Annotated in this window: 12 protein-coding genes; all 12 read left to right on the plus strand. The window is 70.5% G+C overall.

Annotation, left to right across the window (positions count from 1 at the left end):
• The first annotated feature begins 252 nt into the window (after positions 1-252).
• Positions 253-612, plus strand: coding sequence for an NADH-quinone oxidoreductase subunit A (locus ACIP82_RS15735; protein WP_014137597.1), 360 nt, complete (start codon positions 253-255; stop codon positions 610-612).
• A gap of 89 nt (positions 613-701) precedes the next feature.
• Entirely contained in the window at positions 702-1,256 is a 555-nt protein-coding gene (locus ACIP82_RS15740) for an NADH-quinone oxidoreductase subunit B family protein (protein WP_363607835.1), read from the plus strand.
• Positions 1,253-1,999, plus strand: coding sequence for an NADH-quinone oxidoreductase subunit C (locus ACIP82_RS15745; RefSeq protein ID WP_400653736.1), 747 nt, complete (start codon positions 1,253-1,255; stop codon positions 1,997-1,999). The genes ACIP82_RS15740 and ACIP82_RS15745 overlap by 4 nt, the downstream gene beginning before the upstream one ends.
• Positions 1,999-3,339 (plus strand): NADH-quinone oxidoreductase subunit D, encoded by a 1,341-nt coding sequence (locus ACIP82_RS15750; protein ID WP_363607833.1) that lies wholly within the window; start codon positions 1,999-2,001, stop codon positions 3,337-3,339. Before ACIP82_RS15745 ends, ACIP82_RS15750 begins: the two co-directional genes overlap by 1 nt.
• A 17-nt stretch (positions 3,340-3,356) precedes the next feature.
• Positions 3,357-4,076 carry an NADH-quinone oxidoreductase subunit NuoE gene (gene nuoE / locus ACIP82_RS15755; RefSeq protein WP_400653771.1) on the plus strand — a complete coding sequence of 240 codons (720 nt, stop codon included), beginning with the start codon at positions 3,357-3,359 and terminating at the stop codon, positions 4,074-4,076.
• Positions 4,076-5,437: an NADH-quinone oxidoreductase subunit NuoF gene (nuoF, locus tag ACIP82_RS15760; protein ID WP_363607831.1), complete on the plus strand. Its 1,362-nt coding sequence runs from the start codon at positions 4,076-4,078 to the stop codon at positions 5,435-5,437. The genes nuoE and nuoF overlap by 1 nt, the downstream gene beginning before the upstream one ends.
• On the plus strand, positions 5,434-7,944 hold the full coding sequence (locus tag ACIP82_RS15765; RefSeq protein ID WP_400653737.1) for an NADH-quinone oxidoreductase subunit G: 2,511 nt from the start codon (positions 5,434-5,436) through the stop codon (positions 7,942-7,944). The genes nuoF and ACIP82_RS15765 overlap by 4 nt, the downstream gene beginning before the upstream one ends.
• On the plus strand, positions 7,941-9,284 hold the full coding sequence (gene nuoH, locus ACIP82_RS15770) for an NADH-quinone oxidoreductase subunit NuoH (protein ID WP_363607829.1): 1,344 nt from the start codon (positions 7,941-7,943) through the stop codon (positions 9,282-9,284). Before ACIP82_RS15765 ends, nuoH begins: the two co-directional genes overlap by 4 nt.
• Before the next feature lie 5 nt (positions 9,285-9,289).
• A complete protein-coding gene (nuoI, locus tag ACIP82_RS15775) occupies positions 9,290-9,889 on the plus strand; it encodes an NADH-quinone oxidoreductase subunit NuoI (RefSeq protein ID WP_400653738.1) in 600 nt (199 codons plus the stop codon).
• Complete coding sequence (locus ACIP82_RS15780; protein ID WP_400653739.1) at positions 9,889-10,791, plus strand: NADH-quinone oxidoreductase subunit J; 903 nt, start codon at positions 9,889-9,891, stop codon at positions 10,789-10,791. Before nuoI ends, ACIP82_RS15780 begins: the two co-directional genes overlap by 1 nt.
• On the plus strand, positions 10,788-11,087 hold the full coding sequence (gene nuoK / locus ACIP82_RS15785) for an NADH-quinone oxidoreductase subunit NuoK (RefSeq protein WP_363607827.1): 300 nt from the start codon (positions 10,788-10,790) through the stop codon (positions 11,085-11,087). Before ACIP82_RS15780 ends, nuoK begins: the two co-directional genes overlap by 4 nt.
• A gap of 14 nt (positions 11,088-11,101) precedes the next feature.
• On the plus strand, positions 11,102-12,997 hold the full coding sequence (nuoL, locus tag ACIP82_RS15790; protein WP_400653740.1) for an NADH-quinone oxidoreductase subunit L: 1,896 nt from the start codon (positions 11,102-11,104) through the stop codon (positions 12,995-12,997).
• Positions 12,998-13,028: the final 31 nt, after the last annotated feature.

Genomic DNA, 13,028 nt, shown 5'->3' on the forward strand with positions numbered 1-13,028 from the left:
TGACTTCTTTGGGTCGACAACTCTGGTCATGTTCACTTTCGTCACCATTCTGGGGGTGGCGTAGATCACAAAGATCACCGTGAACTGCGTGTCGCAGATCACAAGCCGACGGGCATAAGATGCGCTCGTTCCGGGCTTTGTGAACTGCCTCACATGGGGTGGATCTCGGGAACCGGAACGCGGGTCCACCACAGCGTGACCCGTCGGTTCCGATCTGCAGTCAAGGACGACTGGACGGAGGGAGCGGGGGCTATGAATGCCTACGCGCCGATCCTCGTACTCGGTGCCATCGCGGCGGCGTTCGCGGTCGGTTCCGTTGTGATGGCCTCACTGACCGGCCCCAAGCGCTACAACCGGGCCAAGTTGGAGGCGTACGAGTGCGGCATCGAGCCGACCCCGCAGCCCGTGGGCGGCGGTCGGTTCCCGATCAAGTACTACCTGACGGCGATGCTCTTCATCGTCTTCGACATCGAGATCGTCTTCCTCTACCCATGGGCGGTGAGTTTCGACGCCCTGGGGATCTTCGGGCTGGTCGAGATGCTCCTGTTCATCGCCACCGTCTTCGTCGCCTACGCCTACGTGTGGCGGCGCGGCGGTCTGGAGTGGGACTGAGCGCGGGGCTGCCGCTGACTTTGTGAACGGGCGGACAAGCCTGAACGGGCGGACGAACCACCGGACTTGATGGCATTGAGAGGGATCTGATGGGAATCGAGGAGAAGCTGCCGAGCGGCTTTCTGCTCACCAGTGTGGAGACGGCCGCGGGCTGGGTGCGCAAGGCGTCGCTCTTCCCGGCCACCTTCGGACTGGCCTGCTGCGCGATCGAGATGATGACCACCGGGGCCGGCCGCTACGACCTGGCCCGGTTCGGCATGGAGGTGTTCCGGGGCTCACCCCGGCAGGCCGATCTGATGATCGTGGCGGGTCGGGTGAGCCAGAAGATGGCCCCGGTGCTGCGCCAGGTGTACGACCAGATGGCCAACCCGAAGTGGGTCATCTCGATGGGCGTCTGCGCCTCCTCGGGCGGGATGTTCAACAACTACGCGATCGTGCAGGGCGTCGACCACATCGTCCCGGTGGACATCTATCTGCCGGGTTGTCCGCCCCGCCCGGAGATGCTGATGGACGCCATCCTGAAGCTGCACGACAAGATCCAGCACGAGCCGCTGGGCGTGAACCGGCGCCGGGCCGAGGAGCTGGGCGAGGCGCTGGCGCTGCGGGCCACCCCGGTGAGCGAGATGCGGGGGCAGCTGCGATGAGCGAGCCGACCAAGCCCACCGGACCCGCCGAGTCCGCCGAGCTCACCGGGGCCGGCGTCCCCGTCACCCGCCGGGAGATCCCGGTCGAGGTGGTCGGCACCCGCCAGGGCATGTTCGGCGCCCGGGACAGCGGTGACACCTCCGGCTTCGGCGGCCTCACCGCCCCCGTGGTGCTGCCCGGCCCGAGCGAGCGCCCGTACGGCGGCTGGTTCGACGAGGTCGCGGACGAACTGGAGGGCGCCCTGGAGGAACAGGGCCTCGACCCGGTCGACGTGATCGGGAAGACCGTCGTCGACCGCGGCGAACTCACCTTCCACATCGACCGCGAGCACCTGCTGCGGACCGTCCGCACCCTGCGCGACGACCCGGCGCTCCGCTTCGAACTCTGTCTCGGGGTGAGCGGCGTGCACTACCCCGGTGACAAGGGCCGCGAGCTGCACGCGGTCTACCACCTGCGCTCGATCACCCACGGCCGGCTGATCCGGCTGGAGGTCACCGCGCCGGACTCCGATCCGCGCGTCCCGTCGGTGGTCAGCGTCTACCCGACCAACGACTGGCACGAGCGCGAGGTCTACGACTTCTTCGGCCTGGTCTTCGAGGGCCACCCGGCGCTCACCCGGATCATGATGCCGGACGACTGGCTGGGCCACCCGCAGCGCAAGGACTACCCGCTCGGCGGCATCCCCGTCGAGTACAAGGGCGCCCAGATCCCGGCGCCCGACCAGCGGAGGTCGTACAGCTGATGAGCACCCGGCACTACGAAGAGGCAGCAGAGGCAGAGGCCCGTGAGACCACCGAGGGCCGGGTCTTCACCGTCACCGGTGGCGACTGGGGCGAGGTGGTGGAGGCGGTCGGCCGGGCCGACGACGAGCGCATCATCGTCAACATGGGCCCCCAGCACCCGTCCACCCACGGCGTGCTGCGGCTGATCCTGGAGATCGACGGCGAGACGGTGAAGGAGGCCCGCTGCGGCATCGGCTACCTCCACACCGGCATCGAGAAGAACATGGAGTTCCGCAACTGGGTCCAGGGCACCACCTTCGTGACCCGGATGGACTACCTGACCCCGCTGTTCAACGAGACCGCGTACTGCCTGGCGGTCGAGAAGCTGCTCGGCATCACCGACGACATCCCGGACCGGGCCACCGTCATCCGCGTCCTGATGATGGAGCTCAACCGGATCGCCTCGCACCTGGTCTGCCTGGCCACCGGCGGCATGGAGATCGGCTCCACCACGCTGATGATCTACGGCTTCCGCGACCGCGAACTCATCCTGGACGTCTTCGAACTGGTCACCGGCCTGCGGATGAACCACGCGTACGTCCGCCCCGGCGGCCTCGCCCAGGACCTGCCGCCCGGCGCCGTCGACCAGATCCGCGAAACGGTGAAGACCATCCGCTCGCGGATGCACGAGTACGACAAACTCGCCACCGGCAACCCGGTGTTCAGGGCCCGCCTGGTCGACGTCGGCTTCCTCGACCTGGCCGGCTGCCTGGCCCTCGGCGCCACCGGCCCGATCCTGCGGGCCACCGGCCTGCCGCACGACCTGCGCAAGTCCGACCCCTACTGCGGGTACGAGAACTACGACTTCGAGGTGGCGACCGCCGACAGCGCCGACTCCTACGGCCGCTTCCTGATCCGTCTGGAGGAGATGAAGCAGTCGCTGCGGATCGTCGAGCAGTGCCTGGACCGGTTGCGGCCCGGCCCGGTCATGGTGGCCGACAAGAAGATCGCCTGGCCCGCCCAACTGGCCGTCGGCCCGGACGGGGTGGGTAACTCGCTCGACCACATCCGCAAGATCATGGGCACCTCGATGGAGGCCCTGATCCACCACTTCAAGCTGGTCACCGAGGGCTTCCGGGTCCCGGTGGGACAGGCGTACACGGCGGTCGAGTCGCCCAAGGGCGAGTTGGGTGTGCACGTGGTCAGCGACGGCGGGACACGCCCGTACCGGGTCCACTTCCGGGACCCGTCGTTCACCAATCTGCAGTCGATGGCGGCGATGTGCGAGGGCGGCCAGGTCGCCGACGTGATCGTCGCGGTGGCCGGGATCGACCCGGTGATGGGAGGCGTGGACCGGTGACAGACGTCCAGTTGGGGATGCCGGCGATGCCGGCCGGGCCGTACCCGGAGGAGGTACGCGCCCGGCTGGCCGCCGACGCGAAGGAGCTGATCGGCCGCTATCCGGTGGCCCGGTCGGCGCTGCTGCCGCTGCTGCACCTGGTCCAGGCCGAGGAGGGCTTCGTCAGCCCGACCGGCATCCGGTTCTGTGCCGAGCAGTTGGACCTCACCACCGCCGAGGTCACCGCCGTCGCCACCTTCTACACCATGTACCGGCGCCGGCCGGCCGGGAAGCACCACGTCGGGGTCTGCACCAACACCCTCTGCGCGGTGCTCGGCGGCGACCAGATCTTCGAGGAGCTCCAGCAGCACCTCGGGATCCGCAACAACGAGACCACCGAGGACGGCGAGATCTCGATCGAGCACATCGAGTGCAACGCCGCCTGCGACTACGCCCCCGTGGTGATGGTCAACTGGGAGTTCTTCGACAACCAGACCCCGGAGAGCGCCAAGCGGCTGGTCGACGAGCTGCGAGCGGGCCGGGAGGTCCGCCCCACCCGCGGCGCCCGGCTCTGCGACTTCAAGGAGTCGGCCCGGATCCTGGCCGGCTTCCCCGACGAGCGCCCCGGTGCCGTGGACGAGTCCGGAGCGGGCGGCGCGCCCTCGCTCGCGGGCCTGCGTCTGGCCAGGGGCGAGGCCCTGCCCGGCACCGGCGGCACCAAGGTCGTCTCGCCCCGGCACGAAGGGACGGAAGCGTGATGACCTCCGCCGAGCCGGCCGAGAAGCTGCTCACCCCGGTACTCTCCGCCTCCTGGGACGACGCCCGGCCCTGGACGCTCGACACCTACCGCCGCCACGCCGGCTACGAGGGCCTGAAGGCCGCCCTCGCGATGGCACCGGACGACGTGATCGCCCTGGTCAAGGACTCCGGTCTGCGCGGCCGCGGCGGCGCCGGCTTCCCCACCGGCCTGAAGTGGCAGTTCATCCCGCAGAACGACGGCAAACCGCACTACCTCGTGGTCAACGCGGACGAGTCCGAGCCGGGCACCTGCAAGGACATCCCGCTGCTGTTCGCCAACCCGCACGCGCTGATCGAAGGCATGATCATCGCCTCCTACGCGATCCGCTGCGACCACGCCTTCATCTACCTGCGCGGCGAGGTCGTCCCGGTGCTGCGCCGGATCCAGGCCGCCGTCGCCGAGGCCTACCGGGCCGGGCTGCTCGGCAAGGACATCATGGGCTCCGGCGTCGACCTCGACATCACCGTGCACGCGGGCGCCGGCGCGTACATCTGCGGCGAGGAGACCGCGCTGCTCGACTCGCTGGAGGGCCGCCGCGGCCAGCCCCGGCTGCGGCCGCCGTTCCCGGCCATCGCCGGCCTCTACGCCTGCCCGACGGTGGTCAACAACGTCGAGTCGATCGCCTCGGTGCCGCCGATCCTGGCCAAGGGCAAGGAGTGGTTCAAGGGCCTGGGCACCGAGAAGTCCCCCGGTTTCACGCTCTACTCGCTCTCCGGGCACGTCACCAACCCCGGCCAGTACGAGGCCCCGCTCGGCATCACCCTGCGCCAGCTGCTGGACGTCAGCGGCGGCATCCGGCCCGGGCACCGGCTCAAGTTCTGGACCCCGGGCGGCTCGTCCACCCCGATGTTCACCGACCAGCACCTGGACGTCCCGCTCGACTACGAGGGCGTCGGCGCGGCCGGCTCGATGCTCGGCACCAAGGCCCTGCAGATCTTCGACGAGACCACCTGCGTGGTCCGCGCCGTCACCCGCTGGACCGAGTTCTACGCCCACGAGTCCTGCGGCAAGTGCACGCCCTGCCGCGAAGGCACCTACTGGCTGGTCCAGTTGCTCAAGCGGATCGAGGGCGGCTCGGGCGTCGACGGCGACCTGGAGAAGCTGCTCGACATCGCCGACAACATCAACGGCAAGTCCTTCTGCGCGCTCGGCGACGGCGCGGCCAGCCCGATCGTCTCCTCGCTCCAGTACTTCCGGGCCGAGTACGAGCAGCACCTCGCCGAGCGCCGCTGCCCGTTCGACCCGGCCGCCTCCACCGTCTGGGCCGACGCCCACCGCTCCGGCCACCAGTCCGCCACCGAAAGGGAGGTGCACGCGTGACGATCACAGAGCCATCCACCTCCAAGGCCGCGGTCGACCTGGTCACGCTCACCATCGACGGCGTCGAAGTGCAGGTCCCCAAGGGGACGTTGGTGATCCGGGCCGCCGAGCAGATCGGCACCCAGATCCCGCGCTTCTGCGACCACCCGCTGCTCGACCCGGCCGGCGCCTGCCGGCAGTGCATCGTCGAGGTCGAGGGCCAGCGCAAGCCCGTCGCCTCCTGCACCATCCCGGTCGCCGAGGGCATGGTGGTCCGGACCCAGCTCAGCTCGCCGGTCGCCGAGAAGGCGCAGCGCGGCGTGATGGAGCTGCTGCTGATCAACCACCCGCTGGACTGCCCGGTCTGCGACAAGGGCGGCGAGTGCCCGCTGCAGAACCAGGCGATGTCCTCCGGCGCCGCCGACTCCCGCTTCGAGGGGATGAAGCGCACCTATGAGAAGCCGATCCCGCTCAGCACCCAGGTGCTGCTGGACCGCGAGCGCTGCGTGCTCTGCGCCCGCTGCACCCGCTTCTCCCAGCAGATCGCCGGGGACCCGTTCATCGACCTGATCGAGCGCGGCGCGCTCCAGCAGGTCGGCATCGGGGACGCGGAGCCGCTCGACTCGTACTTCTCCGGCAACACCATCCAGATCTGTCCGGTCGGCGCGCTCACCTCGGCGGCCTACCGCTTCCGCTCCCGGCCGTTCGACCTGGTCTCCTCGCCGAGCGTCTGCGAGCACTGCTCCTCCGGCTGCGCCCAGCGCACCGACCACCGGCGCGGCAAGGTGCTGCGCCGGCTGGCCGGCGATGACCCGGCGGTCAACGAGGAGTGGAACTGCGACAAGGGCCGGTTCGCCTTCCGCTACGCCCAGCAGCGGGACCGGATCACCACCCCGCTCGTCCGCGACCCCGCGACGGGTGAACTCGTGCCCGCCTCCTGGCCGGAGGCGCTGGCCAGGGCCGCCGAGGGCCTGCGCGGCACCCGGGCCGGGGTGCTCACCGGCGGCCGGAGCACCGTCGAGGACGCCTACGCCTACGCCAAGTTCGCCCGGGTGGTGCTCGGCACCAACGACGTGGACTTCCGGGCCCGCCCGCACAGCGGCGAGGAGGCGGACTTCCTGGCCGCCGCCGTCGCCGGGCGCGGTACCGATGTCGACGGCACGGGCGTGACGTACGAGGAACTGGAGGCGGCGCCGGCGGTGCTGCTCGCGGGCTTCGAGCCCGAGGAGGAGTCGCCGATCGTCTTCCTGCGGCTGCGCAAGGCCAACCGCGCCCGCGGCCTGAAGGTGTTCTCGGTCGCCGCGTACGGCTCCCGGGGCCTGGCCAAACTGCGCGGCGCGCTGCTGCCCGCCGCCCCGGGCACCGAGACCGAGTGGCTGACCGCGCTCGCCGCCGACGAGCCGCTCGGCGACGACGCCGGCCGCGCCGCCGAACTGCTGCGCACCCCCGGCGCCGTCATCCTGGCCGGTGAGCGGCTGGCCGCCGTCCCCGGTGCGCTCACCGCCGCGCTGCGCCTCGCGCACGCGACCGGCGCCCGGCTGGCCTGGATTTCGCGCCGGGCCGGTGAGCGCGGCGCCGTCGAGGCCGGCGCACTGCCCGGGCTGCTGCCCGGCGGCCGTCCGGTCCACGCCCCGGTCGCCCGCGCCGAGGCCGCCGCCGTCTGGGGCGGGGCCGAACTGCCGACCCGGGTCGGCCGGGACACCGCGCAGATCCTCGCGGCCGCCGCCCACGGCGACCTGGACGCGCTGCTGGTCGGCGGCGTCGACCCGGACGACCTGCCGGATCCGGCGCAGGCCGAGGAGGCGCTGGCCGCCGTCCGGTTCCTGGTCTCGCTGGAGCTCCGCCCGTCCGCCGTCACCGCGCACGCCGATGTGGTGCTGCCGGTCGCCGCGGTCGCCGAGAAGGCCGGCACCTTCCTGGACTGGGAGGGCCGGGTGCGGATGTTCGAGGCCGCGCTCAAGCCGGACCAGCAGATGGGCCGTCATCTGCACCCGGACCTGCGGGTGCTGAACATGCTGGCGGACGCGCTGGGCCACCGGCTCGGCCTGCCCGACGTGCGGGCCGCCCGGCTGGAGCTGGACCGGTTCACACCGTGGACCGGCGACCACCAGACGGCCCCCGCCGCGCACCCCGCGCCGCTGCCCCGGCCGGCCACCGGCCAGGCGGTGCTGGCGGGCTGGCGCCAGCTGCTGGACAACGGCTCGCTCCAGCAGGGGGACCAGCACCTCGCCGGCACCCGGCACGCGGCCGTCGCCCGGATCTCCCCGGTCACCGCGAAGGAGGTCGGCGCGGTCGAGGCCCTGCGGCTGACCGGGCCGGCCGGCTCGCTCACCCTGCCGCTGGAGATCACCGGCTCGATCCCGGACCGCACGGTCTGGATCCCGCTCAACTCCACCCCGGGCGGCGCCTACCGGACCCTCGGCACCACGGTCGGCCACCTGGTCACCATCGCCGCGGCCACCGTCTCCGACAGCGCCCCCGACAGCGCCACCGCCGTCACCGCCGCGACCCCCGAGGAGGAGCAGTGAACCTCGCCGCGTACGAGACCCTGGGCTTCTTCGGCCGCGACCCCTGGTGGCTGGTGCTGCTCAAGGCGGTCTTCTGCTTCGCCTTCCTGGTCGGCACCGTGCTGATCGCGATCGTCTGGGAGCGCAAGGTGGTGGCCTGGATGCAGCTGCGCATCGGGCCCAACCGGCACGGCCCCTGGGGCATGCTGCAGTCGCTCGCCGACGGCGTGAAGCTGGCGCTGAAGGAAGACCTGGTGGTCAAGGGCGCCGACAAGGTCGTCTACATCCTGGCCCCGATCGTCTGCGCGATCCCCGCCTTCATGGCCTTCGCGGTGATCCCGTTCGGCCCGGCCGGCGACGAGGTGTCGATCTTCGGCACCCGGACCCCGCTGCAGCTGACCGACTTCCCGGTGGCGCTGCTGTACATCCTGGCCACCGCCTCGGTCGGCATCTACGGCATCGTGCTGGCCGGCTGGTCGTCCGGCTCGACCTATCCGCTGCTCGGCGGGCTGCGTTCGTCCGCGCAGATGATCAGCTACGAGATCGCGATGGGCCTGTCCTTCGCGGCGGTGTTCATCTACTCGGGTTCGATGTCCACCTCGGAGATCGTCTCCTCGCAGCAGCCGACCTGGTTCGCGGTGCTGCTGCCGGTGTCGTTCATCGTCTACATCATCTCCATGGTCGGCGAGACCAACCGGGCGCCGTTCGACCTCCCGGAGGCCGAGGGCGAACTGGTCGGCGGCTTCAACACCGAGTACTCCTCGCTGAAGTTCGCGATGTTCATGCTGGCTGAGTACGTCAACATGGTCACCGTCTCGGCCGTCGCCTCCACGCTCTTCCTGGGCGGCTGGCGGGCGCCCTGGCCGGTCTCCACCTTCTGGGAGGGGGCCAACCACGGCTGGTGGCCGATGCTCTGGATCATTCTGAAGATCCAGCTGCTGCTCTTCTTCTTCATCTGGCTGCGCGGCACCCTGCCCCGGCTGCGCTACGACCAGTTCATGAAGCTGGGCTGGAAGGTCCTGATCCCGGTCTCGCTGGTCTGGCTGGTGATGGTGGCCAGCGTCCGGGCCCTGCGCAACGAGGGCTACGGCTTCGGCGAGGTGGTGCTGTACGTCGGCGCCCCGGTCGCCGCGATCCTGCTGCTCGCCCTGGTGCGGGACTTCGCGAAGCGCCCGCCGGAGCCCGCCGCGACAGCGGCCGAGGGGGCGCCGCCCGCCGAGCGGTTCGACCCGATGGCGGGCGGGTACCCGGTGCCCCCGCTGCCCGGGCAGGAGCTCCCGCCGGTCCCGCGCCGGCGCAGCCGCGCCCCGAAGCAACTCCAGGACGCCCTCAACGGGGCCGACCATTCCGAAGGGAGCTGACCGCGATGTCGTCCGACGAGACAACCGGGCCCGACCCGACCGAGAGGCCGTCCGTCCTCGGACCGGCCGCCGGCTTCGGCGTGACCTTCAAGGCCATGTTCAAGAAGCGGCTCACCGAGCAGTACCCGGAGCAGAAGAAGCCCACCGCTCCGCGCTTCCACGGCCGCCACCAGCTGAACCGGCACCCGGACGGCCTGGAGAAGTGCGTCGGCTGCGAGCTGTGCGCCTGGGCCTGCCCGGCCGACGCGATCTACGTCGAGGGCGCGGACAACCGGGACGAGGAGCGCTACTCGCCCGGCGAGCGGTACGGCGCGGTCTACCAGATCAACTACGCCCGCTGCATCCTCTGCGGGCTCTGCATCGAGGCCTGTCCGACCCGCGCGCTCACCATGACCAACGAGTACGAGCTGGCCGACTCCTCCCGCAAGGACCTGATCTTCACCAAGGAGCAGCTGCTGGTCGGCCTCTCCGAGGACATGGTCGACACCCCGCACGCGATCTACCCGGGCGCCGACGAGGGCGCCTACTACCGGGGCGAGATCATCGCGGCGGCGCCCGGGACGGTCCAGCAGGAGCGCACCGAGCGCGAGAAGGAGGTGCGGTAGTGGCCGCCACCGTCCTGGCCGGGAGCAGCACGGTCCTTGCCGTCACCGGGACGACCTCCACCGGGGAGGCCGTCCAGTTCTGGGTGCTCGCGGTGATCGCCGTCGGCGGCGCGCTCGGCATGCTGCTGATGAGGAAGGCCGTGCACAGCGCGCTCTGCCTGGCCGCCACCATGATGGCGCTGGCGGTCTGTTACATGGCGCAGGGCGCGGTCTTCCTGGGCGTGGTGCAGATCGTGGTCTACACCGGCGCGATCATGATGCTGTTCCTGTTCGTGGTGATGCTGGTCGGTGTCACCAGCGCCGACTCGATGAAGGAGCAGCTGAAGGGGCAGCGGTTCGCCGCGCTCCTGTGCGGGCTCGGCTTCGGCGTGCTGCTGGTCGCCGGCCTCGCCAACGCCAAGCTGGACACCTTCGCCGGCCTCGCCGAGGCCAACGCCGAGGGCAACGTCCAGGGCCTGGCCCGGCTGATCTTCACCAAGTACGTCTGGGCCTTCGAGGTCACCGGCGCGCTGCTGATCACGGCGGCGATCGGCGCCATGGTGCTCACCCACCGCGAGCACGTGAAGGCCCCGAAGACCCAGCGCGAGCTGGCCGCCCAGCGGGTCAAGGACAACATCCAGCTGCCGCCGCTGCCCGCGCCCGGCGTCTACGCCCGGCACAACGCGGTGGACATCCCCGGCCTGCTGCCGGACGGCACCGTCGCCGAGGACTCGGTGATGGAGACCCTGCGCGAGCGCGGCCAGATCCGCGACGTCAGCCAGGAGATGCTGCGGCGGATGGCCGAGCTGGAGTCCACCACCGCCGACTGGCTGGGCCGCCCGCCGTCCGAGCGCCCGCCGGCCACCGGCCCGCGCAGGTCGCTGGAGCCGGTCCCGACCAACCACGAGGAGGGCACGGAGTGAATCCGGTCAACTACCTGTATCTCTCCGCCCTCCTGTTCACCATCGGCGCCTCCGGCGTCCTGATCCGGCGGAACGCGATCGTCCTGTTCATGTGCGTGGAGCTGATGCTCAACGCCTCGAACCTCGCCCTGGTCACCTTCTCCCGGCTGCACGGCAACCTGGACGGCCAGATCATCGCGTTCTTCACCATGGTGGTCGCGGCGGCCGAGGTCGTGGTCGGCCTCGCCATCATCGTCGCCATCTTCCGGACCAGGCACTCCGCTTCGGTCGATGACAGCAACCTGATGAAGCTGTAGGCGGAGGACCTTCGGTGAACTCTCTCATTCCGCTGCTCGTGGCGGCTCCGCTGGCCGGTGCGGCTCTGCTGCTGCTCGGCGGCCGGGCCTTCGACCGGTTCGGCCACTGGCTGGCCACCGCGCTCGCCGCGCTCTCGTTCGGCTTCGGGCTGGCGCTGTTCGCGTCCATGCTGGGCCGCGACGCCGAGCAACGCGCCGTCACCACACGCCTGTTCAGCTGGGTACCGGTGAACGGCTTCCAGGCCGACATCGCGTTCCGGCTCGACCAGCTCTCCATCACCTTCGTCCTGCTGATCACCGGTGTCGGCACGCTGATCCACCTCTACTCGGTGGGGTACATGGCGCACGACGAGCGCCGGCGCCGCTTCTTCGCGTACCTCAACCTGTTCCTGGCGGCCATGCTGCTGCTGGTGATCGCGGACAACTACCTGCTGCTGTACTTCGGCTGGGAGGGGGTCGGGCTCGCCTCGTACCTGCTGATCGGCTTCTGGCAGCACAAGCCGAGCGCCGCGACGGCCGCCAAGAAGGCGTTCATCGTCAACCGCGTCGGCGACCTGGGCCTCTCCATCGCGATCATGCTGATGTTCGCCGAGTTCGGCTCCTTCGCCTTCGAGCCGGTCTTCGGGGCGGCGGACCAGGCGAGTGAGGGCAAGCTGACCGCGATCGGCCTGATGCTGCTGCTGGCGGCCTGCGGCAAGTCCGCCCAGGTGCCGTTGCAGTCCTGGCTCGGGGACGCCATGGAGGGCCCGACCCCGGTCTCGGCCCTGATCCACGCGGCCACCATGGTGACCGCCGGCGTCTACCTGATCACCCGCTCCGGTGCGATCTTCAACCTGGCGCCGGACGCCCAGACCGCCGTCGTGGTGGTCGGCGCGGTCACCCTGCTCTTCGGTGCGATCGTCGGTTGCGCCAAGGACGACATCAAGAAGGCCCTGGCCGGCTCGACCATGTCGCAGATCGGCTACATGGTGCTGGCGGCCGGCCTCGGCCCGATCGGCTACGCCTTCGCGATCATGCACCTGGTGACCCACGGCTTCTTCAAGGCCGGGCTCTTCCTCGGCGCCGGTTCGGTCATGCACGGCATGAACGACGAGGTGGACATGCGGCACTACGGCGGCCTGCGGAAGTACATGCCGGTCACCTTCGTCACCTTCGGCCTCGGCTACCTGGCCATCATCGGCTTCCCGGGGCTGTCCGGCTTCTTCTCCAAGGACAAGATCATCGAGGCGGCCTTCGCCAAGGGCGGCACCGAGGGCTGGATCCTCGGCCTCTGCGCCCTGACCGGCGCCGCGGTCACCGCGTTCTACATGACCCGGGTGATGCTCCTGACCTTCTTCGGCGAGAAGCGCTGGCAGCCGGACGAGAAGGGCCAGGAACCGCACCCGCACGAGTCGCCGAAGACCATGACCATTCCGATGATCCTGCTCGCCTTCGGCTCGGTCTTCGCCGGTGGGCTGTTCACCCTGAACAGCGGCTTCCTCACCTGGCTGGAGCCGGTCACCGGCCACGACGAGGGCCACTCGCCGCTCGCCCCGCTGGTGGTCACCCTGCTCACCACGGCCTGCATGCTCGCCGGGGTGGCGGTCTCCTACCTGATGTACGGCCGCTCCGCCGTCCCGGTGGTGCCGCCGGTCGGCTCGCCGCTCACCCGGGCCGCCCGCCGGGACCTCCTCCAGGACGACTTCAACCACGCCGTCCTGGTCCGCCCCGGCTCGGCGCTCACCGCGGCGCTGGTCTACTTCGACAGCCGGGGCCTGGACGGCTTCGTCAACGGCCTGGCCGCCGTCATCGGCGGCGTCTCCAGCCGCCTGCGGCGGATCCAGAACGGCTACGTCCGCTCGTACGCGCTCTCCATGTTCGGCGGCACGCTGGTACTGGTCGCCACGACTCTCCTGATGAGGTCCGTCTGATGGACAGGAAACAAACAGGCCGTCAGGGAGG

It is taken from the genome of Kitasatospora sp. NPDC088548 (assembly GCF_044753005.1).
GTDB lineage: Bacteria > Actinomycetota > Actinomycetes > Streptomycetales > Streptomycetaceae > Kitasatospora.